Genomic DNA, 23,566 nt, shown 5'->3' with positions numbered 1-23,566 from the left:
GGCGCGCCCTGGGGCTGCCGGTCAGGCGCGCACGGCGCGGCCCATCCGGGTGACCGCCTCGGTGAGCACGGCGGGGGAGGTGGCGAAGTTGAGCCGCACGAACCCGGCGCCGCCGGCGCCGAAGACGTGCCCGGAGCTGAGCGCCACCCGGGCCCGGTCGACGAACATCCGCGCCGGCCCGGCCAGGTCGCTGGCCACCCCCGGGCCGTCGCCCGCCTCGGTGGGCACGCCGAGGGCGCGGCAGTCCAGCCAGGCCAGGTACGTGCCCTCGGGCGGCTGCCAGGACACCGCCGGCAGGTGTTCGGCCAGCAGCGACCCGAGCAGCGCCCGGTTGGCGTCCAGGCCGTCGAGCAGCCGGTCCAGCCACGGCTCGCCGGCCCGGAACGCGGCGGTGTGCGCGAGCACCCCGAAGTGGCTGGGGCCGTGACTCACCTCCTCCGGCATCCGGGCCAGGTCGTCGGCGGCGTCCGGCCCGGCAACGGCCAGCGCCGCCTTGAGCCCGGCGAGGTTCCACGCCTTGGACGCCGACATCAGCGCGAACGCGTTCTCCGCGCCGGGCACCGTCAGGTACGGGGTGAACCGCGCGCCGGGCAGCGCCAGCGGCGAGTGGATCTCGTCGGAGACCACCCGTACGCCGTGCCGGGCGGCCAGCTCGGCGACGGTGGCCAGCTCGTCGGGCCGGTGCACCACCCCGGTCGGGTTGTGCGGGTTGCAGAGCAGGAACGCCGGCCGGTCACCGGCGGCGCGGGCCCGGCGGAACGCCTCGTCCAACGCGGCCGGGTCGAGCCGCAGGTCCGCCCCGAGCGGCGCCTCGATCACCTGCCGGTCGGCGTGCGTGACGAATGCGTAAAACGGCGGGTAGACCGGGGGAGTGACCACCACCGCGTCGCCCGGCCCGGTGACCAGGCGCAGCACCTCGACCGTGCCCATCATGACGTCCGGCACCAGCGTGGTCCGGCCGACCGGGAAGTCGGCCCAGCCCCAGCGCCGCGCGGCGAACCCGCCGACCGCCTCGGCGTACGCGGTTCCGTACGCGTAGCCGGTGTCGCCCAGCTCGACGGCCCGGCGCAGCGCCTCGGCGATCGGCGGCGCCAGCGGCACGTCCTGCTCGGCGACCCACAGCGGCAGCACGTCCGACGGGTACAGCCGCCACTTCACGCTCGTGCGCTGCCGAAGCTGGTCGAGTGTGAGCTGGGTGAGCGGGTTGCCGTCGTCGGCGGAAACGACCATGCGGCCCACACTAGGCGCGTCCTACCATCGCCCGATGGCCCACCCGGCGTACCCGCTGCGCACGCCCCGGCTGCTGCTGCGCCCGGTGACCCTCGACGACCTCGACGACGTGCACGCCTGGCAGCGCCGCCCGGACGTGGTCCGCTGGATGGCCGGCGCCGCCCCGCGTACCCGGGAGGAGTCCCTGTCGTCGGTGACCGCGATGGTCGGCGAGGACGCGCTGCGCGCGGAGGGCGACTGCCTGACGCTCGCCGTGGTCAGCGACGTGCGGGTGATCGGCGCTGTCGAGCTGGTGTGGCGCAGCGCGGCGGACCGCACCGCCGAGCTGGGGTACGTGTTCCACCCCGCCCACGGCGGCCGGGGGCTGGCCACGGAGGCGGCTGGCGCGCTGCTGGACTGGGGTTTCGGCGAGTTCGGGCTGCACCGGGTGCTGGCCCGCTGCCACGCCGGCAACGAGCCGTCGGCCCGCCTGATGGCCCGGCTCGGGATGCGGCGGGAGGCGCGGCACGTGCGCAGCTACCGGTTCCGGGGCGCGTGGGCCGACCAGCTCGTCTACGCGATCCTCGCCGACGAGTGGCGTCGCCGTTGAGCCGCCGGATCAGGAGACGGCGACGGGATCGCCGACCCGGATCTCGCCGGTGGTCACCGGGACCAGCCGGATGCCGAACCACGTCTTGCCGTCGTAGCGCCGGTGCCGGGCCAGCGTACGGATCGGCTCCTTCCCGCTGGTGAGCGTCTGCGGGTCGATGAGCGTCACCGAGCAGCGGTCGCAGCGTTCGGAGACCCGGAAGTCGACGGCGCCGATGCGCACATGCGTCCAGCCGTCCTCGGCGAACGGCTCGAACGGCCCGTCGAGCACCACTGTCGGCCGGAACCGGGCCATCGCCAGCGGCTCCGGGGCCGGTTCGCCGCGTTCCAGCGCGCCCTCGACGATCCAGTCCCGCAGTCGCCGCAGCGACGGCGCCGTGGTGAGCAGCAGCGGCCCGGCGTCGGAGAGGTTCAGCGGATCACCGGGCAGGCCGCCGTGCTCGGCCGACATCGGCCGGCGGCGCGGGTCGTCCAGCCAGGCCAGCCGCACCGGACGGCCCAGCCGCGCGGAGAGCCAGTCGTGCGCGTCGTCGGCGGCGAGCCGGACCGTGTCCAGCCGGGACACGTCGGTGCCGACCGGCGGCCCGTCGACCGGTTCGGCGACTGTCAGCGTCGACCCGTCGCGGTCGGTGAGCGTGATCGACCCGGTGCCGGGCACGGCGGTGAGGCCGAGCAGCGCCGGCAGCGCGCTCGACGTCACCTTGCCGCCGTCGGATCGCAGCACCACCCAGCGGCGGTCGTGGCGCAACCCCCACGGCTGCACCTCGGCCCGGTCGACGTCGACGCCGCCGAGGGACTTGACCGGACGCAGGTGGGTCGAGACCAGACGCGTCATCGCCCGCTCAGCCGATCTTCGGGGTGGCGCGGTCGATGATCGCCGACAGGTCCAGCCCACCCGGCAGCGTCCCGTACGCCTGCCCGTGGTCGCCGCCGAGCCGGGACGCGCAGAACGCGTCGGCGACCGCCGGGTGGCCGTGGCGCACCAGCAGCGCCCCCTGCAGCACCAGCGCCAGCCGCTCCACCACGCGCCGGGCACGCAGCTCCACGTCGGTGTGGTCGGCCAGCTCGTCGCGCACCCGGCGCACCGCGGCGTCCAGTCGCGCGTCCGCGCCGGCCGCGGCGGCCACCTCCGCCTCGTAGGCGGCGAGGACCTGCGGCTCCCGGGTGAGCGCGCGCAGCACGTCCAGCGCTGCGACGTTGCCGGAGCCCTCCCAGATCGAGTTCAGCGGCGACTCGCGGAACAGCCGCGGCATGCCGGACTCCTCCACGTAGCCGTTGCCGCCCAGGCACTCCAGCGCCTCGGCGGCGTGCCCCGGCCAGCGCTTGCACACCCAGTACTTGCCGACGGCCAGGGCGAGGCGCTTGAACGCGGTCTCGCCGTCGTCGCCGCGCGCCGACCGGTCCGTCGCGCCGGCCAGCCGGAGCATCAGCAGGGTGGCGGCCTCGGACTCCACCGCCAGGTCGGCCAGCACGTTGCGCATCAGCGGCTGGTCGACCAGGTAGCTGCCAAACGCCCGCCGGTGCGTGGCGTGGTGCACGGCGGTGGTCACGCCCTGACGCATCCCGGCCGCCGCGCCGATCACGCAGTCGAGCCGGGTCAGGTTGACCATGTCGATGATGGTGCGCACGCCCCGGCCCTCGTCGCCGACGCGCCACGCCACCGCGTGCTCGTACTCGACCTCGGCGGAGGCGTTGGAGCGGTTGCCGAGCTTGTCCTTGAGCCGCATCAGCCGCATCGGGTTGCGGGCGCCGTCGGGCAGCACGCGGGGGACCAGGAAGCAGGTGAGGCCGCCGGGCGCCTGGGCGAGCGTGAGGAACAGGTCGCACATCGGCGCCGAGGTGAACCACTTGTGCCCGACGAGCCGGTAGCTGCCGTCCGGCTCGGGCCGGGCGGTGGTGGTGTTGGCGCGCACGTCCGAGCCGCCCTGCTTCTCGGTCATCGACATGCCGGCGAGCAGGCCGCGCTTGGTCTGCGGCGGGCGCAGCCCGAAGTCGTACTCCCGGGTGGTGAGCAGCGGCTCGTAGCGGTCGGCCAGCTCCGGGCTGTGCCGCAGCGCGGGCACCGCCGCGTAGGTCATCGAGATTGGGCAGCCGTGCCCGGCGTCGGGCCGCCACAGGTAGAAGCCGGCGGCCCGGGCCACGTGCGCGCCCGGCCGGTCGTCCGCCCACGGCGCGGCGTGCAGGCCGTGCCCGACAGCGGTACGCATCAGCTCGTGCCAGGACGGGTGGAACTCCACCTCGTCGATGCGGTTGCCGTACCGGTCGTGGGTGCGCAGCGCCGGCGGGTGCTCGTTGGCGAGCCGCCCGTGCTCGGCGGCCTCCTCACCACCGGCGAGCCGGCCCAGCCTGTGCAGCCCGGACAGCGCCCAGCCGGCGCCCTCCCGGGCGACGCCGTCGCACAGCGCCGGGTCGTCGGCGGTGTCGTGGCCGACCATCGGGGGGACCTGGTTGACGACCTCGTGTGTGGTCACGGCGGCAACTCCCAGCGCGGTGGCGGATCAGGTCGGGGCCCGGATTGAAACATCGTTCACTCCGCACCGGCAAGCACCCGCCGGGAAGTCTATTTGGCTGGATTCGTTTGACATCATCCAGCTCGGAGAGAAGACTCGCCGAAACTTTCTTTTGTCCGGGAAGTGGCAAGGGGGGCCTGTGTCCAGGAAAAAGCTCGGCGCGTTCGGCGCCGCACTCATTCTCACCATCGGCGTCCTGTCCGGATGCACCGGCGGCGAGGCGGTCGACGTCGGCGGCGGGGGGAACGCCGGTGGCGAAGGCGGAGTCCTCAACGCGGCGATCGGCGGCGAACCCGACCAGCTCGACCCGCACAAGACCTCGGCCTACTACAGCTTCCAGGTGCTGGAGAACGTCTACGACACGCTCGTCGAGCCGGACGCCGACCTGAAGATGGTGCCCTCGCTGGCGACGAAGTGGACCACCAGCGACGACCAGCTGACCTGGACGTTCACCCTGCGCGAGGGCGTGAAGTTCTCCGACGGGTCGCCGCTGACCTCCGAGGACGTCGTCTACTCCTTCGAGCGGATCATCAAGGAGAAGCTGAACAACGCGTACAAGTTCGCCACCGTCAAGTCGGTCACCGGCCCCGACCCCACGACGGTGGTGGTGACGCTGAGCGCGCCGACGCCGAACCTGCTCGCCAACCTCGGCGGGTTCAAGGGCGTGGCGATCGTGGAGAAGTCCAACGTGGAGTCCGGCAAGGTCAAGACCGCGCCGGTGGGCAGCGGGCCGTTCACGGTCGCCGGCTACACCTCCGGCGACAGCATCAAGCTGGTGCGCAACGACGCCTACTGGGGTGAGAAGCCGAAGCTCGACGGCGTCACGTTCACCTTCGTCAAGGACCCCACGGTGGCGCTGCAGAACCTGCGCAGCGGCCAGGTGCAGTGGACCGACAACCTGCCGCCGCAGCAGGTCAAGTCGCTGCAGGACGGCGACGACCCGGTGGTGAAGTCGGCGGCCTCCACCGACTACTGGTACGTGGCGCTCAACGAGGCCCGCAAGCCGTTCGACAACCCCGAGGTGCGGCGCGCGATCGGATACGCCCTGGACCGGGAGGCGATCACCAAGGCGGCGAAGTTCGGCCTGGCCACCGTCAACCAGACCGCCATCCCGAAGGACAGCGCGTTCTACTACGACTACGCGCCCTACAGCCACGACCCGGGCAAGGCCAAGCAGATGCTCGGCCAGGCCGGCGTCGGCAACCTGACCATGGACCTGATGGTCACCAGCGAGTACCCGGAGACGGTCAGCGCCGCCCAGGTCATCGCCGCCCAGCTCAAGGACGTCGGCATCACCGTGAAGATCCGTACGCTGGACTTCGCCCAGTGGCTCGACGAGCAGGCCAAGGGCAACTTCGACGGGTTCATGCTGGGCTGGCTCGGCAACATCGACCCGGACGAGTTCTACTACGCCCAGCACCACAGCGGCGGCACGTTCAACTTCCACAAGTACAAGAACCCGGCGGTCGACAAGCTGCTGGACGACGCGCGCACCCAGACCGACCAGGGCGCCCGCAAGCAGGCGTACGAGCAGGCGGCGAAGCAGATCGTCGACGACGCCAGCTACCTCTACCTCTACAACCCGGACGTGGTGCAGGGCTGGTCGAAGAAGGTCTCCGGCTACGAGGTGCGCACCGACCGGGCGATCCGGTTCCGGTCGGTCTCCCTGGCCAAGTGATGGCCCGCTTCGTCCTGCGGCGGGCCCTCCAGTCGGCGGTCGTGCTGATCGGCGTGACCCTGGTGGTGTTCCTGCTGCTGCAACTCGTGCCCGGCGATCCGGTCCGGGTGGCGCTCGGCACGCGGTTCGACCAGGCGACGTACGACGCGTTGCGGGAACGGGCCGGCCTCGACCAGCCGCTGCCCGTGCAGTACGCCAGCTACCTCGGGCACGCGCTCACCGGCGACCTGGGGGTCAGCTTCCGCACCGGCCAGCCGGTGAGCCAGATCGTGCTGGAACGGCTGCCCGCCACGCTGTCGCTCGCCGTCACCGCCGTGGTGTTCGCGCTGCTCGTCGCGTTCCCGCTCGGCATCGTCGCGGCGGTACGCAGCGGGTCCGCCGTCGACCACGCCGCCCGCGTGTTCAGCCAGTTCGGCGTCTCGGTGCCGGACTTCTGGATGGGCATCATGGGCATCCTGCTGTTCGCCGGCGTGCTGGGCTGGCTGCCGCCCTCGGGCTACGTCGCGCTGACCGAGGACCCCGGCCGGTGGGCCACCCACGTGGCGCTGCCGGCGGTCACCGTCGGCCTGGTCACCGCCTCCATCCTCACCCGGTTCATCCGCTCCTCCGTGCTGGAGGTGCTCTCCGCCGACTACGTACGCACCGCCGAGGCGAAAGGACTGCGCAACCGCGTGGTGATCGTGCGGCACGTGCTGCGCAACGCGCTGATCCCGGTGGTGACCGTGGTCGCTGTGCAACTTGCGTCCCTGCTCGGCGGCGTCATCGTGATCGAGGTGCTGTTCGCCTGGCCCGGCATCGGCCGGCTCACCTTCGACGCCGTGCAGGCCCGCGACTATCCCGTCCTGCAGGGCGCGGTGCTGCTTGTGGCCGCCCTGTTCCTGCTGGTCAACCTGCTGGTGGACATCCTCTACGCCCGCCTCGACCCGAGGATCACGGTCAAGTGAGCGCCACGACCGAGAGCACCGGACGCCGCGTGCTGGACGCGCTGCGCCGCGACCCGCTCGCCGTCGGCGGCACGATCGTGCTCGTGCTGCTGGTCGTGGTCGGCGTGGCCGGCCCGTGGCTGGCCCCGGCCGGCGTGAACGACGTCGACGTGGACCAGATGCTGCGCCCGCCCAGCGGCGCGCACCCGTTCGGCACCGACGAGCTGGGCCGCGACGTGCTCAGCCGGGTGCTCGTCGCCGCCCGTGTCTCACTGCAGGTCGGCGCGGTCAGCGTCGGCATCGCGCTGGTCGCCGGGGTGACGCTCGGACTGTTCGCCGGCTACTACCGGGGCTGGCTGGACAGCGTGCTCATGCGCTGCATGGACGTGCTGTTCGCGTTCCCGGTGCTGCTGCTGGCGGTGGCCATCGTGGCGGTGCTCGGCCCCGGCCTGCTCACCGCCATGGTCGCCATCGGCGTGGTCTACACGCCCATCTTCGCCCGGATCACCCGCGCCGGCGTGCTGTCGGTACGCGAGCAGGTGTTCGTCCGGGCCGCCGTGTCCATCGGCGCGTCCGACCTGCGCATCATGCGCCGCCACGTGCTGCCGAACATCGCCGCGCCGCTGATCGTGCAGACGTCGCTGTCGCTGGCGTTCGCGATCCTCTCCGAGGCCGCGCTGTCCTTCCTCGGCCTGGGCATCCAGCCGCCGGCGCCGGCCTGGGGCCGGATGCTGTTCGACGGGCGCGGCTTCGTCACCGACGCCTGGTGGCTGGGCGTGTTCCCGGGCGCGGCGATCTTCCTCACCGTGCTGGCGTTCAACCTGGTCGGCGACGCGCTGCGGGACGTGCTCGACCCGCGCCAGCTCACCCTCGCCGAGGCCCGCCGGAGCACAGCATGAGCGAGCGCACCGAGCGGAGCGAGGGCCACGAGCGCATGCCCGGCCAGCACAGCATGAGCGAGCGCACCGAGCGCATGCCGAGCCAGCGCCAGCGGCCGAGGGCCGACTCGACGGTGCTGTCCGTCGACGACCTCACCGTCACCGTCGGCACACGCCGGGGTCCGGCCCGCGCCGTGGCCGGCGTGTCCTGGCAGGTGCGGCAGGGGGAGACGTTCGCCCTGGTCGGCGAGTCGGGAAGCGGCAAGAGCATGACGCTGCTCGCGGCCACCGGCCTCGCTCCGCGCGCCGCCACGGTCACCGGCCGGGTGCGGCTGCTCGACCACGAGCTGACCGCGCTGCCCGACGACCGCCGCCGTAAGCTGCGCGGCCGGCACGTCGGGTTCGTCTTCCAGGATCCGATGACCTCGCTCAACCCGGTGCTGCCGGTGGGCCGGCAGGTCACCGAGGCGGCCGAGGAACACCTCGGGCTGACCCGCCGCGCCGCCCGCGACCGGGCGGTGGAGCTGCTGGAGCTGGTCGGCATCCCGTCGGCCGCGCAGCGCGTCGACGCGTACCCGCACCAGTTCTCCGGCGGCATGCGCCAGCGCGTCGCCATCGCCATGGCGCTGGCGTGCGAGCCGGACCTGCTGATCGCCGACGAGCCGACCACCGCGCTGGACGTCACCACCCAGGCGCAGATCATCGAGCTGGTCGCCGACCTCCAGGCGCGCCTGGGCACCGCCGTCGTCTGGGTCACCCACGACCTCGGTGTGGTCGCCGGCATCGCCGACACGGTCGCGGTCATGTACGGGGGGCGGATCGTCGAGCAGGGCCCGGTGGACGCGGTGTTCGACACGCCCACCCACCCGTACACCCGGGCGCTGCTGGCGGCCCGGCCCGACCCGTCCCGGCGCGGCGAGGACCTGGTCGCCATCCCCGGCGCGCCGCCGAGCCCGCTGGACCTGCCGCCCGGCTGCGCGTTCTGGCCGCGCTGCCCGGTACGCGCCGACCCCCGTTGCGAGCACGAGCTGCCGCCGCTGACGCCGGTCGGCGACGGGCACACGGTCCGCACCTTCTACCGTGGAGAGACCGGATGAGCGACGACACCCCGGACGTGGTCGCCGAGCTGGACGACCTCGCGGTGCACTTCCCGACCCCGGCCGGAACGGTCCGCGCCGTCGACGGCGTCTCCCTTGCCGTACGCCGGGGCGAGACGCTCGGGCTGGTCGGCGAGTCGGGCAGCGGCAAGTCCACCGCCGGGCTGGCGCTGCTGCGGCTGGTCGACCCGACCGCCGGGCGGGTCCGGGTGGCGGGCGCGGACGTGACCCGCTGGTCCCGCCGCCGCCTGCGCGCGACGCGCCGCCACGTGGCGATGGTCTTCCAGGATCCGCAGGCGTCGCTGGACCCGCGCCGCACTGTCGGCGACAGCATCGCCGAGCCCCTCGTGGTGCACCGGCTCGCCGCGTCCCGCACCGCCCGCCGGGAGCGGGTGGCCGAACTGCTGGACCTGGTCGGCCTGCGCGCCGACACCGCCGACCGGCATCCGCACGAGCTGTCCGGCGGCCAGCGCCAGCGCGTCGGCGTGGCCCGGGCGCTGGCGGGCGAGCCGGACCTGATCGTCCTGGACGAGCCGATCGCCTCGCTCGACCTGAGCGTCCAGGCGCAGATCATGAACCTGCTGCGGCGCCTGCAACGCGACCTCGGGCTGACCTACCTGTTCATCGCGCACGACCTGGCCGCCGTGGAGCACATGAGTGACCGGATCGCGGTGATGTACCTGGGCCGCATCGTGGAGACCGGCCCACCGGAGCGGATCTACCGGCGCCCGGCGCACCCGTACACGGCAGCGCTGTTGTCGGCGGTGCCGGTGGCCGATCCCCGGGTCGAGCGGCAGCGCCGCCGCATCGTGCTCACCGGCGACATCCCCAGCCCGGTGGACCCGCCGAGCGGCTGCCGCTTCCGTACCCGATGCCCGCAGGCCCGCCCCGCGTGCGCCGAGACCGACCCGGCGCTGGCCGAGGTGGGTCCGGGCCACGAGGCCGCGTGCCTGTTCCCGCTCGACGGCGAGCGCGACGGCGGCGAGGTGGAGGGCGGCTCGACGGACCGGGCCGACGTCGCTGGCACGGCGTAGGCTCACCGCCGATGACGTTCACCACCCGGCCGACGCTGCGCGGCACGTTCGGCATGGTCTCGTCCACGCACTGGCTGGCCAGCCAGTCCGCGATGGGTGTGCTGGAGCGCGGCGGCAACGCGTTCGACGCCGCCGTGGCCGCCGGGTTCGTGCTGCACGTCGTGGAGCCGCACCTCAACGGCCCGGCCGGCGAGGTGCCGGCGATCCTCGCCACCGCGGCCGACCCGACGCCGCGGGTGCTCTGCGGGCAGGGCCCGGCCCCTGCGGCCGCCACGGTCGCACACTTCCGGTCGCTGGGCCTGGACCTCGTGCCCGGCGCCGGCCCGCTCGCCGCGGTGGTGCCCGGCGCTGTCGACGCGTGGCTGCTGCTGTTGCGCGACCACGGCACCCGCACGCTCGCCGAGGTGCTGGAACCGGCGATCGGCTACGCCGCCGCCGGTCACCCGCTTGTCGGCGCTGCCGGGCAGACTGTGGCGCGGGTCCGGTCGCTGTTCACCGACCACTGGCCGACCTCCGCGCGCCTCTGGCTCCGCCACGGCCGCCCGCCCGCGCCGGGGGAGATGGTCACCAACCCGGCGTACGCAGACACGCTGCGCCGCCTCGTCGACGCCGGACGGGCCGCCGGCACGGACCGGGAGGCGCAGATCGAGGCGGCCCGGCGCGCCTGGCGGGAGGGTTTCGTCGCCGAGGCGATCGACGCGTTCAGCCGGCTGCCGTTGCGCGACTCCAGCGGGCGCGCCCACGCCGGGCTGGTCACCGGCGACGACATGGCCCGCTGGTCGGCCACCTGGGAGGAACCGGTCACGCTGGACTGGCACGGGCACACGGTCGCCAAGACCGGCTTCTGGGGCCAGGGCCCGGTGCTGCTGCAGACGCTCTCGATCCTGGACGCGCTCGACGACCCGGCGGTCTACGATCCGTCCGGCCTGGACGGCATCCACGCGCAGGCCGAGGCGCTGAAGCTCGCCTTCGCCGACCGGGAGGCGTGGTACGGCGACACCGACGTCCCGGGCTCCGCGCTGCTGTCGGCCGGTTACGCCCGTTCGCGGGCCGCGCTGGTCGACGACCGCGCCGACACGTCGCTGCGCCCCGGCAGCCCGGCGGGAGCGCCGCCCCGGCTGCCGTCGCACCTGCACGACCACGCCGCCGGGCGGGCCGTCCCGCAGGACCCGAGCACCGGCGAACCCACGGTGCGGGCCGACGGCGTGACCCGCGGCGACACCTGCCACGTCGACGTGGTGGACCGGTGGGGCAACATCATCTCCGCGACGCCCAGCGGTGGCTGGTTGCAGAGTTCACCCGCCATCCCGGAGCTGGGCTTCCCGCTCGGCAGCCGGCTGCAGATGTGCTGGCTGGAGGAGGGGCTCGCCTCGACGCTGCGGCCGGGCCGGCGGCCGCGTACCACGCTCAGCCCGACGCTGGTGCTGCGCGACGGGGAGCCGGTGATGGCGTGCGGTACGCCCGGCGGCGACCAGCAGGACCAGTGGCAGCTGCTGTTCCTGCTGCGGCACCTGGCCGGCGGGCAGGAGCTTCAGGAGGCGATCGACGCGCCGACCTGGCACACCACGAGCCTGCCCGCGTCGTTCTATCCGCGCGAGGTCGAGCCGGGCGTGCTGGTGCTGGAGGACCGCCTCGACAGCGACGTGCTGGAGGGCCTGCGCGCAAGGGGCCACACCGTCCGCCTGTCCGCCCCGTGGAGCCTGGGCCGCATGTGCGCGGTAACCCGCGACCCGCGCACCGGAGTCCTGTCCGCCGCCGCAAACCCCCGAGGCGCTCAGGGCTACGCCACCGGCCGCTGACCCCTCTTCCTCGTTGATCTTGCACTTGCGGCCCGGGCACAGCGGTCATAACGGGCGCTCGCCGGGCAGCAAGTGCAAGATCGACGGGGAACGGCGGTCAGTCGTTGATTCGGGTTATGTTGCGGATCTTGTTGGCGGCGTCCAGGGCCGCCACCTTGTACGCCTCCGCCAGGGTCGGGTAGTTGAACACCGCGTCGAGCAGGTAGTCGACGGTGCCGCCGCAGCCCATGACCGCCTGCCCGATGTGGACGATCTCGGTGGCGCCGGTGCCGAACACGTGCACGCCGAGCAGCCGGCCGTCCTCGGGTGAGACGAGCAGTTTCAGCATGCCGTACGAGTCGCCGACGATCTGGCCCCGGGCCAGCTCCCGGTAGCGGGCGATGCCCACCTCGAACGGGGTGGACGCCTCGGTCAGCTCCTCCTCGGTCGTCCCGACGAAGCTGATCTCCGGAATGGTGTAGATGCCGATCGGTTGCAGGTCGGACATGCCGCGCGCCGGTTCGCCGCAGGCGTGCTGGGCGGCCAGCCGGCCCTGTTCCATCGAGGTGGACGCCAGCGCCGGAAAGCCGATCACGTCGCCGACCGCGTAGATGTTGTCCACGGCGGTGCGGTAGTTGGCGTCGACGGTGATCCGGCCGCGGTGGTCGGCGGTGAGCCCGGCCGCGTCCAGCGCGAGGTCGTCGGTCTGTCCCTGGCGCCCGGCCGAGTACATCACCGTGTCCGCGACGATCTTCTTGCCGCTGCGCAGCACGCAGAGCGCGGCGGTGCGGTGCTTCTCCACGGCGGCCACCTCCTCGCCGAAGCGGAAGGTCACCGACAGGTCCCGCAGGTGGTACTTCAGGGACTCGACGATCTCCTCGTCGCAGAAGTCGAGCATCCGGGGGCGGCGCTCCACCACCGTCACCTTGGTGCCGAGCGCGGCGAACAGGGAGGCGTACTCCATCCCGATCACCCCGGCGCCGACCACGACCATGCTGCGCGGGACGGCCTGGAGGTTGATGACGCCGTCGGAGTCGACGATGGTCCGGTCGTCGAAGTCGACGCTGTCCGGGCGGGCCGGGCGGGTGCCGGCGGCGATGACCGCCTTGTCGAAGCTGATCCGGGTCTCCCGGCCGGAGCCGGCGTCGACCCAGACGGCGTGCGGGTCGGCGAACCGGCCGGTGCCGGTGATCAGCGCGACCTTGTTGCGGGCCAACTGGTCGCGGATGACGTCGGTCTGCCGGGTGATCACGTGCTGGGTGCGGGCGGCCAGGTCCGCGACGGTGATCTCCTCCTTGACCCGGTAGCTGCTGCCGTAGAGGTCGCGCTGGCTGAGCCCGGTCAGGTAGAGGACGGCTTCGCGCAGTGTCTTGGAGGGCACGGTGCCGGTGTTGATGCACACTCCGCCGAGCATGTCGCGGCGATCGACGATGGCGACGCGGCGGCCCAGTTTGGCCGCGGCGATCGCCGCCTTCTGTCCACTCGGTCCGGAGCCCAGCACCAGCAGGTCGTAGTCATACACGAGCGCCAGCCTGGCAGGGTCTCGCAACCCGCGCCAGCGGTGGGGCTCCGCGCCGGGGGTGGAACGCGGAGCCCCACCGGGTCAGCGGCCCTGCAGGTTCCGGACGTTGTCGCCGAACGTCCAGCCCTTCGACCCGTCCCAGTTGACCGACCAGGTCATCAGGCCCTTCAGCCGGCCCTGGTAGGTGTTCCACGCCTGGGCCACCAGCGCCGGGCTCATGTAGCCGCCGCCGGCGCCGACCTGTGCGGGCAGGCCGGGGACCTGCCGGTCGAGCGGGACGCGGATGGTGGTGCCCTGGATGACCAGGCCGGCGTCGAGGCAGTTGGTCTGCGCGACGAATCCGGCCACCGTGCCGGCCGGGTACGAGTCACCGGCGCAGCCGTACATCGAACCGTTGTAGTACTGCATGTTCAGCCACCAGAGCCGCCCGTTGTCGGCGTACTTCTTGATGATCGGCAGGTACGCGCCCCAGATCGAGCCGTAGGTGACGCTGCCGCCGGTGACGTACGCGGTCTCCGGCGCCATGGTGAGCCCGAACCCGGCTGGCATCTGGGCCAGCACCCCGTCGATGATCCGGATCAGGTTGGCCTGGGAGGGGGAGAGCTGGTTGATGTTCCCGCTGCCGGTCAGGCCGGTCTCGATGTCGATGTCGATGCCGTCGAAGTTGTGCCGCTTGAGGATCGGCACGACGGTGGCGACGAACCGGTCGGCGACCGCGCTGGAGCTGAGGTCGATGCCGGCGGTGGCGCCGCCGATGGACAGCAGCACGGTGAGTCCGGCGGCCTTGGCCTGGCACACCTGCGCCGGGGTGGGCACCTTGACGCCGGCGTCCATGCCGTCCTCCCAGAGCACGGTGCCGTCGGCGCGGATGACCGGGAACGCGGCGGTGACCACGTTGTAGCCGTGCCCGGTGATCCGGGAGTCGGTGATCGGGATCCAGCCGAGGCCGGGGTGTACGCCGTTGGCGGCGCCGTCCCAGTTCTCCCAGTAGCCCTGGAGCACCTTGCCGGAGGGCCGGGACCGCAGCGCGCAGGTGTCCCCGCCCGGAGTGGTCGGGCTGGACGACACGGTCGGCGTGGGGGAGGGCGTCCGGGTGGGGGAGGCGGACGGGGACGGCGAGGGCGGCCGGGTGGTGGGGCTGGGCGACGGCGTGCCGCCGGTGCAGGCGCCGAGGTCGGTCCAGAGCGCCGGTAGGGCGGCCGGGTTCCAGCCGGCGCCGGCCGGCGGGGTGTGTGTGACGAGCGCCTGGTAGAGCCGGCCGGCGTAGGTGGCGCGGCTGCCGGCGTTCCAGGTGACGCCCTCGGCCCAGGCCGGCGCGTCACACGCGACGAGCGCGCCGACGGCGCCGGTCGTGGTGGCGGCGGTGGCGGGCAGTGCGGCGGCGGTGGCGGCGAGCAGCGCGACGCCACCGAGCAGTGCGGTCATCCCGCGTCCGAGTCGCATTGACATACCTCCTCATCGATGCGCCGGAGGCTATCAGTTAACTTTGTTAAGTGTAAATGAGCAGTACGCTGTCACCGCTTGGTTCACGGCGTGAACGCGATGAACGCAGGTCGCCGTGGGCGGCCGGGAAGGGACGGCGGCGGACGTGGACGCCAGACGCACCACGGTGCGCGACATGCGCCGGGCCAACCGGTCGGTCCTGCTGACCCGGATCTGGCTGGACGGCCCGCTCAGCCGCCACGAGCTGGGCCAGTCCACCGCGCTCAGCCTGGCCAGCGTCAGCAACCTGGTCGGCGAGATGATCAACGAGGGCCTGGTCGAGGAGGCCGGGTCGGTCGAGTCCGACGGCGGCCGTCCCCGCGTGCTGCTGCGCGTCGCGCCCGGCTACGGCTACCTGGTCGGCGCCGACGTCGGCGAGACCCGCGTCCAGGTGGAACTGTTCGACCTGAGCATGACCGCGCTGGCCAAGGCGGAGTACCCGATCGCCGCGACCGGGCCCGACCCCGAGCGGGTCGCCGCGCACCTGCGGCACGGCCTCGCCGCCGTCACCGAGCAGGCGGGCGTCGACCCGGCCGCGGTGCTCGGCTTCGGCGTCGCCGTGGCCGGCACCGTCGAGCGCACCGCCGACGCCGTGGTGCACGCCCAGACGCTCGGCTGGGACGGCGTGCCGCTCGGCGCGATGCTGCGCGCCGGCGCCGGCGTGCCGGTGCACGTGGACAACGGCGCGAAGACGCTCGGCCAGGCCGAGATGTGGTTCGGCGCCGGCCGCGGCGTCCGGCACGCGGTGGTCGCGCTGGTCGGCTCCGGCGTCGGCGCGAGCGTGGTCGCCGACGGCGTCGGCTACCGCGGCGCGCACAGCAGCGCCGGGGAGTGGGGCCACACCACAATCGTGTACGGGGGCCGCCGCTGCCGCTGCGGCAACCTCGGCTGCCTGGAGGCGTACGTCGGCGCGGAGGCGGTACTGGACCGGTTCCGCCAGGCCAACCGGGGCCGCCCGGCGCCGGGCGCGGACGAGGAGACCGCCTTCGGTGAGCTGCTGCGCTCCACAAGCGGCGCCGCCGCGAAGGTGGTCGGCGAGACGATCGGCTACCTGGGCGCCGGGGTGGCCAACCTGGTGAACCTGTTCAACCCGGAGCGGGTGGTGCTCGGCGGCTGGGCCGGGCTGGCCCTGGGCGAACGGCACCTGCCCGCGATCCGCGAGGCCACCGCGCGGCACGCGCTGCGCCAGCCGTACGCGCAGACCTCGATCGAGCTGTGCCGGCTCGGCCCGGACGCGGTCGCGATGGGCGCGGCCACCCTGCCGATGACCCGGCTGCTGCGCGACGGCGGCGTGCCCCGCGACCCGGCCGCCCGCCCGGCCCCGGCGTGGCGGCCGAGCCGTCACGACTGACCGGGCCGCCCGGGGTGGGGTGCGGGCACTGCCGGACACCACCCCGGACAGGCGTCAGCGCTGGCCGCGTACCCGCCGCACGGTGTCCCGGTACCACAGCGCGCTGCGCTTGGGGACGCGGCGCTGCGTGTCGTAGTCGACCCGGACGATGCCGAACCGCTTGTCGTAGCCGTACGCCCACTCGAAGTTGTCCAGCAACGACCAGGCGAAGTAGCCGCGCACGTCCGCGCCGGCCTGCCGGGCCCGGGCCACCGCCCGCAGGTGCTCGGCGAGGTAGCCGACCCGGTCGTCGTCGGCGACGAACCCGTCCGCGTCCGGCTGGTCGTCGAACGCCGCGCCGTTCTCGGTGATCACCATGGGCGTGCCCGGGTAGTCGCGGTGCAGCCGCACCAGCAGCTCGGTGAAGGACTCCGGCACGATCTCCCAGTCCATCGCGGTACGCGGCAGGTCACGGCGCACCACCCGGCGTACCGGCTTGCCGTCGTCGTCGCGGTCGCGGCCCTGCTCGTCCACGCCGGAGTGCAGCTGCCCGAAGTAGAAGTTGACGCCCAGCACGTCGATCGGGGCGGCGATGACGTCCAGGTCGCCGTCGCGCACCGGGATCTGCACGCCCTCGGCGGCCAGGTCCGCGATCACGTCCTGCGGGTACTCCCCGCGCAGCACCGGGTCGAGGTAGAGCCGGTTGCCCAGCCCGTCGGCGGCCCGCGCCGCGTCCCGGTCGGCTGCGCTGTCGGTGGCCGGGTCGGCGGTGGACAGGTTCAGCGTGATGCCCAACTCGATCGGCGCCGTGGCCGCCTCGCGCAGCCGCCGCGTCGCCAGCCCGTGCCCGAGCAGCAGATGGTGGGCCGCGGCGATGCCGTCGCCCAGGTTCCGCCGGCCCGGGGCGTGGTCGCCGTAGGCGTACCCGAGCATCGCCGAGCACCACGGCTCGTTGAGCGTGGTCCAGGTGCGGACCCGGTCGCCGAGCGCGGCGAAGACCAGCTCGGCGTAGTCGGCGAACCGGTACGCGGTGTCCCGGTTCGGCCAGCCGCCGGCGTCCTCCAGCTCCTGCGGCAGGTCCCAGTGGTAGAGCGTCACCCACGGCTCGACGTCGCGGCCGAGCAGCTCGTCCACCAGCCGGTCGTAGAAGGCCAGCCCGGCCACGTTCGCCGGGCCGCGCCCGCCCGGCTGCACCCGCGGCCAGGCCACCGAGAACCGGTACGTGTCCAGCCCCAGGTCCGCGATCAGCGCCACGTCCTGCGGCATCCGGTGGTAGTGGTCGCACGCCACGTCGCCGTGGTCGCCGTTGGCGACCGCCCCGGGCACCCGGCAGAACGTGTCCCAGATGGACGGCGTTCGGCCGTCGGAGGCCACCGCGCCCTCGATCTGGTACGACGACGTCGCCACCCCCCACCGGAAGGTCGGCGGCAGCGTGTCGATCGGGTCCGGACCGGCGACTGACGACGGGCGGGTGAGGTCGGTGTCCATGCTTCTCCTCGCGGTTGGCGGGTGGTGGTGTCGGGCGGGTCAGCGGGACAGGGGCGCGACGGCCGGGTGCAGATGGCACGCGACGGCCCGTGCCGGGTCGTCGACGCGCGGCGCGCCGAGCGCCGGCACCTGCTGGTCGCAGGGCTCGAACGCCTTCGGGCAGCGGGGGTGGAACGCGCACCCGGACGGCATGGCGCGCAGGTCCGGCGGGGAGCCGGGGATGCCGGTCAGCTCGCGGCGCGGTCCGTGCAGCGCCGGGAACGAGTGCAGCAACCCCTCGGTGTACGGGTGCAGCGGCTCCCGGTACAGCCGGGCGGCGGGGGCCTCCTCGACGATCCGGCCGCCGTACATGATCGCGATGCGGTCGGAGAACTCGACCAGCAGCGACAGGTCGTGGGTGATGAACAGGACCGCGAAGCCGAGGCGTTCGCGCAGCTCGGCGAGCTGGCCGAGGATCTGCCGCTGCATCACCACGTCCAGCGCGGTGGTCGGCTCGTCCATGATGACCAGCTGCGGTTCCAGCGCCAGCGCCATCGCGATCATGACGCGTTGCCGCATGCCGCCGGAGAGCTGGTGCGGGTAGCTGTCCAGCCGGTCGGCGGAGATGCCGACCAGGCGCAGCAGATCCTTCGCCCGGGCCAGCCGGCTCGCCGCCGTGCTCTTCGGCTCGTGCGCCCGGATCACGTCGAGCAGCTGGGTGGAGACCTTGTGCACCGGGTTGAGTGAGTTCATCGCGCCCTGGAACACGATCGACGTCTCGGCCCAGCGGAACTCGCGCAGCTTCGCCGGGCTGAGCGTGAGCACGTCGACCGGCGGGCCGTCGGCCGGGTGGTAGATCACCTGGCCGCCGCTGACCACGCCGGGCGGCGGCAGCAGTCGGGTCAGCCCGTACGCGAGCGTGGACTTGCCGCTGCCGCTCTCCCCGGCCAGGCCGAGCACCTCGCCGCGGTGCAACGTCAGGTCGACGTCGCGGACCGCGCGCACCGCGTCCGCGCCGACGCCGTAGTCGACGCACAGCCCGCGGATCTCCAGCACCTGGTCGCTCATGCGCGCTTCCCTCCCTGGTCGGCGTCGGCGGGCTGCCCGTCGGCGGCGTCGCGTGCCTGCATCGGCACGGTGGCGGTGACCGGCGCGAGCACCGGGGTGAACCCGACGCGCATCGCCACGACGCGTCCGTCGGCGGTACGGATGCGGTTCCGGCCGCCGGTGCGCAGCCGGGGGCTGACGAACTCGTCGATCCCGAAGTTGATCAGCGCGAGCGCGGTGCCGAGCAGCGCGATGGCCAGCCCGGCCGGCACGAACCACCACCAGGCGCCCTGCGCGAGGGCCTGCTGTCCCTGGGCCCAGAACAGGATCGTGCCCCAGTTCCACGACGAGACCGACGAGACGCCGATGAACGCCAGGGTGATCTCCGACATGACGGCGAAGATGACGGTGCCGACGAAGCCGGAGGCGATGATCGCGGTCAGGTTGGGCAGGATCTCGAAGCCGATGATCCGCCAGGTCCGCTCGCCGGTGGCCCGGGCGGCCTCGACGTAGTCGCGGCGGCGCAACGACAGCGTCTGGGCGCGCAGCACCCGCGCGCCCCAGGCCCACGACGTGAGGCCGATGATGAGCGCCACGAGCGTGTCGCTGGCCTGGTCGACCAGGGACGTGACGATGATGATCAGCGGCAGCGCCGGGATCACCAGGAACACGTTCGACACCGCCGACAGGCCCTCGTCGGCCGCGCCGCCCAGGTAGCCGGCGGTCACGCCGATCAGGATGGACAGGATCGTGGCGAGCACGCCGGCGGTCAGGCCCACCACCATCACGCTGCGCGCGCCGACCAGGATCTGGCTGAAGATGTCCTGCCCGAGGTGGGTGGTGCCGAACCAGTGCCGGGCCGAGGGCGCCTGAAGCACGTCGGCGCTGCGCGCGTCCGGGTCGTACGGCGCGATCCACGGTCCGATCACCGCCAGGAGCACGTACACCCCGAGGACGGCCAGGCCGGTCGCGGCCTTGCCGTTGGCGACGAAGCGGAACCGGCGGCGGCGGGCCCGGGCCGACGGCTGCGCCATCGCCCCCTGGCCGGGGATGACCTGCTCGATGCTGGACGGGGAGAGTGTCATCGCTCAGCTCTTTCGGGTCCGCGGGTCGAGGAGCAGGTACGCCACGTCGGCGAGCAGGTTCGCCACCAGCACCGAGATCGTGATGATCAGGAAGATGCCCTGCATCAGTGGATAGTCCTTCGAGCCGACGGCCTGGAAGAGCTGGAACCCCAGACCCGGGTACGAGAAGACGATCTCCACCAGCAGCGTGCCGCCGACGATGAAACCCAGCGACAGCGCGAACCCGGACACGTTCGGCAGCAACGCGTTGCGCGCGGCGTAGCTGAGCGCCACCCGGCGCTCGGACAGCCCTTTGGCGTGCGCCACGGTGATGTAGTCCTCGCTGGCGACGGTGACCATCATGTTGCGCATGCTCAGGATCCAGCCGCTCATCGACGACACCAGGATCGTCGCCGCCGGCAGGATGCTGTGCTGGATGGCGCTGGGCACGAAGTACGCGTCGAACGCCGGCACCAGGCCCGGCTCGTAGCCGCCGGAGGACGGGAAGAAGCTGCCCGGCCCGGCGAACAGCGCGATCGCGACCAGTCCCAGCCAGAAGTACGGGATCGAGGAGAGGAACGTGGTGGCCGGCAGCAGCCCGTCGATCCAGGAGCCGCGCCGCCAGCCCGCGCCGACGCCGAGCGCGGTGCCCAGCAGGAAGCTCACGACCGTGGTGACGCCGACCAGGCCGACCGTCCACGGCAGGCTGTCGCCGATCACCTGCGACACCGGGGCCGGGAAGAACGTGAACGACAGGCCCAGGTCGCCGCGCAGCAGCTGCCCCCAGTAGGCGAGGTACTGCTCCCAGAGCGAGCTGTCGGAGTCCAGCCCGAACAGCACCCGCAGCGACGCGATCGCGTCGGCGCTGATCCGGCCCTGGTTGCGGGAGATCAGCGACTGCACCGGGTCGCCCGGCACCATCCGCGGGATGAAGAAGTTCAGCGTGATCGCCGCCCAGGCGGTGAACAGGTAGAAGGCCACCCGTTGCAGCAGGAACCTCATCGGGCCGCCTCCGCCCCGGCCGTGCCGGTTCCGGTCTTCTCCGCCGCGACGGTGTCCGGGTCGAACAACCAGCACGCGGCCCAGTGGCCGGGCGCGTCGTCGACCGGGATGGCCGGCGGCAGGTCGGTGGCGCAGCGCGGCATGGCCGCCGGGCAGCGCGGGTGGAACCGGCAGCCGGCCGGCGGGCGGATCAGGCTCGGCGGCTCGCCGTGGCCCCGCTCACCCGCCGCCGCGCCGTCGCCGCCCGCGCCGGTGATCCGCTCCGGGTCCGGCGCCGATTCGATCAGCAACCGGGTGTACGGGTGCGCCGGCCGCTGGGTGACCGTCTCGCTGTCGCCGCCCTCGACCATCCGCCCGGCGTACATGACGATCGTCTCGTCGGCGAAGTAGCGGGCCGAGGCGATGTCGTGGGTGATGTAGAGGATCGCCAGGTCGAGCCGGTCCTTGAGGTCCTGGAGCAGGTTGAGCACGCCCAGGCGGATCGACACATCCAGCATCGACACCGGCTCGTCGGCGAGCAGCACCTCCGGGTCCGCGCCGAGCGCCCGGGCGATCGCGACGCGCTGGCGCTGCCCGCCGGACAGCTCGTGCGGGAACGCGTCGAGGTAGCGCTCCGGCGGGGTCAGGCTGACCCGGGTCAGCAGGTCGGCCAGCGCCTTGTCCAGCCCGTCGGGCCCGGTCCCGGCGTTGCCGTGGATGCGCAGCGACCGGGTGAGGTGGTAGCGGACCGTGTGCACCGGGTTCAGCGAGGCGAACGGGTCCTGCAGGATCAACTGCACCCGGCGCACGTACGCCCGGAACCGGCGCCCGCCGCGTACCCGGGTGGAGCGGCCGTGCAGCCGGATGTCGCCGCCGGTGCGCGGGTAGAGCTGGGCCAGCAGCCGGGCGACTGTGGACTTGCCGGAGCCGGACTCGCCGACCAGCGCGGTCACCCGGCCACGGCGCAACTCGATCGATACGTCGTCGACGGCGTGCACCACCGCCGGGGTCCGGGAGAGAAGGTCACGCAGCCGCCGGCGGACGGGGAAGTGCTTGGTCAGGCCGACGGCCTCCAGCACCACCTCGTCGGCCGGCGCGGGCGCGCTCTCGGTCAACGTCATGCCGAATTCCTGTCTGGGGTTGCCGGTAGCGAAGGGCGGGCGCCGCCGGCCCGGCCGGGGGATCGTGGCCGGGCCGGCGGCGCCGGGTCAGCCGGCGGCCGGCTTGAGGTGCAGCACCACGTCCACCGCGTTGGGCTGGGTGGGCTGGAGCGCGCCGTACGGGTTCGAGTCGTCCGGCCAGCCGACCCAGTTCTTCGTGCTGTACGCGCCGCCGATGTTGTCCGCGCCGACCGGGATCATCGGCATCTGCTCGACGAAGATCTTCTGGAGCGTGGCCAGCGCGGTCGTGCGGGTGGCGTCGTCGGTGGCGTTGGCGTACGACACCAGCGCGTCGGTCGCCTCCTTGCTCTGGAACCGGCCGAAGTTGCCCGCCGGGGAGGCGGTGCCGATCGGCTTGAGCACCCGGCCGTCCATGATGGTCCGATAGATGTCGTACGGCGTGGCGCCGCTCTCGGTCCACCGGAACGTGGCCTCGAAGTTGCCCTGCTCGACGTTGCGGAACCAGGCGTCCTGGTTGGCCTTGTCGACTGTGGCCGCGATGCCGATCTTCGCCAGGTTGCCCTTCACGATCTCCAGGCTGGTCTGGTAGTCCGACCAGCCGGCCGGGTCGGTCAGCCGGATCGTGACGGCCTTGCCGCTCTTGTCCTTGAGCGTGTTGCCGTCCAGCTTGTAGCCCGCGCCGGTGAGCAGCGCCTTGGCGCCCTCGACGTCGACCTTGTGCTCCTGGCCCTTGTACTCGGGCGCGATGAACGAGTCACCGGCCGGGCTGGGCAGGCCGGTCACGCTCTTGACCTCGGGGTGGAAGTAGCCGGCCTCGGCGGTGGTGAAGATGTCCGCCCGGTCGATCACCATGTTCATGGCCTTGCGCAGCGTCGGGTCGTCGAACGGCTTCTTCGTGGTGTTCAGGTAGAGGCCGTGGATGCCGAGCACCGGGGGCGCCCACATCTTGTGGTTCTTCTGGTCCTTGGCCACGAACACGGTCTGGTAGTTCGGGATGAAGACGAAGCTCCACTCCGACTCGCCGTTTGCCAGCGCGGTGGTCTGCGCGCTGTTGTCCGTGTACGAGGTGTACCGCAGCTCCTTCACCTTCGGCAGGTCCTGCCAGTAGCCGCTCTCGCGTACCGCGAGCGTCATGCTCGCCGGGGTGAACGACTTGAGCGTGTACGGGCCGCTGCCGACCGGCTGCTTCACCGGGTCGGTGGCCGGGTCGGCGATCTTCTCCCACAGGTGCTTGGGCACGATCGGCACCCGCCACAGCACCTTCTGCTGGTTGACGAACTGCGGGCTGGCCATCGAGATGGTGACCTCGTTGCCGCTGGCGACGGCGTCGGTGTACGGCACACCCTGGTCGTTGATGGCCGGGAACTTCTTCACCAGGTTGTAGGTGAACGCGACGTCCTCGGCGGTGACCTTCTGCCCGTCGGACCAGGTCGCGTTCTCGCGGATGGTCACCTTGACCGACTTGTAGTCCGAGGACCACTCGGCCTTGGTGGCCAGCCACGGCTTGAACGGCTCGGCCGGCTTGACCGGGTTCCACATCATAAGCGGCTCGTAGATCTGCCACCGGTAGCCCAGCGAGGCGGCGGCCGAGGTGGTGAGGAACGGGTTGTTGTTCTCGGCCTGCGGGCCGTTGGGCATGCCGACGCTCAGCACCGTCGCGGCCTGGCCGCTCTTCTTGTTGGCGTTCGGGCTGTCGCCGCACGCGGCGGCGGTGGTGACCATCGCGCCGGCCAGCGCGAGGGCGAGGAGTTGCCGTCTTCTCATGGAGGTCTCCCTCGGTGGTCCCGCAGTCCTCGGGCGGGATGTGGTGGATGGAGGGTGTGCGGTGGAGCCACC

The 23,566-nt window shown here is 72.9% G+C and carries 19 protein-coding genes; 8 read left to right on the top strand and 11 right to left on the bottom strand.

The window, feature by feature from the left end; genetic code table 11:
- Positions 1-21 precede the first annotated feature (21 nt).
- Positions 22-1,230, bottom strand: coding sequence for a MalY/PatB family protein (locus tag ACSDG8_RS01880; protein WP_439427558.1), 1,209 nt, complete (start codon positions 1,228-1,230; stop codon positions 22-24).
- 34 nt (positions 1,231-1,264) lie between these two features.
- Between ACSDG8_RS01880 and ACSDG8_RS01875 the strand changes: the two genes are divergently transcribed.
- A complete protein-coding gene (locus ACSDG8_RS01875) occupies positions 1,265-1,819 on the top strand; it encodes a GNAT family N-acetyltransferase (protein WP_439427557.1) in 555 nt (184 codons plus the stop codon).
- Positions 1,820-1,828: 9 nt separating this feature from the next.
- On the opposite strand, the gene ACSDG8_RS01870 is transcribed toward ACSDG8_RS01875, so the two are convergent.
- Together ACSDG8_RS01870 and ACSDG8_RS01865 are read right to left on the bottom strand one after the other, a co-directional pair.
- Positions 1,829-2,653 (bottom strand): MOSC domain-containing protein, encoded by an 825-nt coding sequence (locus tag ACSDG8_RS01870; protein WP_439427556.1) that lies wholly within the window; start codon positions 2,651-2,653, stop codon positions 1,829-1,831.
- A gap of 7 nt (positions 2,654-2,660) precedes the next feature.
- Positions 2,661-4,289, bottom strand: coding sequence for an isovaleryl-CoA dehydrogenase (locus ACSDG8_RS01865; RefSeq protein WP_210898928.1), 1,629 nt, complete (start codon positions 4,287-4,289; stop codon positions 2,661-2,663).
- 178 nt (positions 4,290-4,467) lie between these two features.
- Here ACSDG8_RS01865 and ACSDG8_RS01860 point away from each other — a divergent pair, with 178 nt between their 5' ends.
- The 6 genes from ACSDG8_RS01860 to ACSDG8_RS01835 are packed head-to-tail and all read left to right on the top strand — an operon-like array spanning position 4,468 to position 11,737.
- The gene (locus ACSDG8_RS01860) at positions 4,468-6,006 is read left to right on the top strand and encodes an ABC transporter substrate-binding protein (RefSeq protein WP_210898925.1); all 1,539 of its coding nucleotides are present in this window, start codon (positions 4,468-4,470) and stop codon (positions 6,004-6,006) included.
- On the top strand, positions 6,006-6,950 hold the full coding sequence (locus tag ACSDG8_RS01855) for an ABC transporter permease (RefSeq protein ID WP_210898923.1): 945 nt from the start codon (positions 6,006-6,008) through the stop codon (positions 6,948-6,950). The genes ACSDG8_RS01860 and ACSDG8_RS01855 overlap by 1 nt, the downstream gene beginning before the upstream one ends.
- A complete protein-coding gene (locus ACSDG8_RS01850) occupies positions 6,947-7,828 on the top strand; it encodes an ABC transporter permease (protein ID WP_210898921.1) in 882 nt (293 codons plus the stop codon). Before ACSDG8_RS01855 ends, ACSDG8_RS01850 begins: the two co-directional genes overlap by 4 nt.
- 53 nt (positions 7,829-7,881) lie before the next feature.
- Positions 7,882-8,904 (top strand): ABC transporter ATP-binding protein, encoded by a 1,023-nt coding sequence (locus ACSDG8_RS01845; protein WP_210899048.1) that lies wholly within the window; start codon positions 7,882-7,884, stop codon positions 8,902-8,904.
- A complete protein-coding gene (locus tag ACSDG8_RS01840) occupies positions 8,901-9,938 on the top strand; it encodes an ABC transporter ATP-binding protein (RefSeq protein WP_210898919.1) in 1,038 nt (345 codons plus the stop codon). Before ACSDG8_RS01845 ends, ACSDG8_RS01840 begins: the two co-directional genes overlap by 4 nt.
- Before the next feature lie 11 nt (positions 9,939-9,949).
- Complete coding sequence (locus ACSDG8_RS01835) at positions 9,950-11,737, top strand: gamma-glutamyltransferase family protein (RefSeq protein WP_210943109.1); 1,788 nt, start codon at positions 9,950-9,952, stop codon at positions 11,735-11,737.
- 97 nt (positions 11,738-11,834) lie between these two features.
- Here the strand turns inward: ACSDG8_RS01835 and sthA are convergent, their stop codons facing one another.
- Positions 11,835-13,238, bottom strand: coding sequence for a Si-specific NAD(P)(+) transhydrogenase (gene sthA / locus ACSDG8_RS01830; RefSeq protein ID WP_210898914.1), 1,404 nt, complete (start codon positions 13,236-13,238; stop codon positions 11,835-11,837).
- A gap of 81 nt (positions 13,239-13,319) precedes the next feature.
- Positions 13,320-14,681 carry a glycosyl hydrolase family 18 protein gene (locus tag ACSDG8_RS01825; protein WP_210898913.1) on the bottom strand — a complete coding sequence of 454 codons (1,362 nt, stop codon included), beginning with the start codon at positions 14,679-14,681 and terminating at the stop codon, positions 13,320-13,322.
- Between the two features lie 145 nt (positions 14,682-14,826).
- On the opposite strand from ACSDG8_RS01825, the gene ACSDG8_RS01820 reads away from it, so the two are divergent.
- Complete coding sequence (locus tag ACSDG8_RS01820; RefSeq protein WP_210898912.1) at positions 14,827-16,071, top strand: ROK family transcriptional regulator; 1,245 nt, start codon at positions 14,827-14,829, stop codon at positions 16,069-16,071.
- 54 nt (positions 16,072-16,125) lie between these two features.
- Here ACSDG8_RS01820 and ACSDG8_RS01815 read toward each other — a convergent pair whose 3' ends face one another.
- From ACSDG8_RS01815 to ACSDG8_RS01790, 6 genes are all read right to left on the bottom strand, one after another.
- Positions 16,126-17,538: a GH1 family beta-glucosidase gene (locus ACSDG8_RS01815; RefSeq protein WP_210898911.1), complete on the bottom strand. Its 1,413-nt coding sequence runs from the start codon at positions 17,536-17,538 to the stop codon at positions 16,126-16,128.
- 39 nt (positions 17,539-17,577) lie between these two features.
- A complete protein-coding gene (locus ACSDG8_RS01810) occupies positions 17,578-18,585 on the bottom strand; it encodes an ABC transporter ATP-binding protein (RefSeq protein WP_210898909.1) in 1,008 nt (335 codons plus the stop codon).
- Positions 18,582-19,649, bottom strand: coding sequence for an ABC transporter permease (locus tag ACSDG8_RS01805; protein WP_210898907.1), 1,068 nt, complete (start codon positions 19,647-19,649; stop codon positions 18,582-18,584). The genes ACSDG8_RS01810 and ACSDG8_RS01805 overlap by 4 nt, the downstream gene beginning before the upstream one ends.
- 3 nt (positions 19,650-19,652) lie before the next feature.
- Positions 19,653-20,630 (bottom strand): ABC transporter permease, encoded by a 978-nt coding sequence (locus ACSDG8_RS01800; protein WP_210898905.1) that lies wholly within the window; start codon positions 20,628-20,630, stop codon positions 19,653-19,655.
- Positions 20,627-21,730: an ABC transporter ATP-binding protein gene (locus ACSDG8_RS01795; RefSeq protein WP_210898904.1), complete on the bottom strand. Its 1,104-nt coding sequence runs from the start codon at positions 21,728-21,730 to the stop codon at positions 20,627-20,629. Before ACSDG8_RS01795 ends, ACSDG8_RS01800 begins: the two co-directional genes overlap by 4 nt.
- Before the next feature lie 87 nt (positions 21,731-21,817).
- Positions 21,818-23,494, bottom strand: a complete 1,677-nt coding sequence (locus tag ACSDG8_RS01790; RefSeq protein ID WP_210898902.1) for an ABC transporter substrate-binding protein — start codon at positions 23,492-23,494, stop codon at positions 21,818-21,820.
- Between the last annotated feature and the right edge of the window lie 72 nt (positions 23,495-23,566).

The sequence above is a fragment of the Micromonospora sp. LA-10 genome (genome assembly GCF_051853095.1).
GTDB lineage: Bacteria > Actinomycetota > Actinomycetes > Mycobacteriales > Micromonosporaceae > Micromonospora > Micromonospora echinospora_A.
This window is presented reverse-complemented; position numbering and strand designations above follow the sequence as displayed.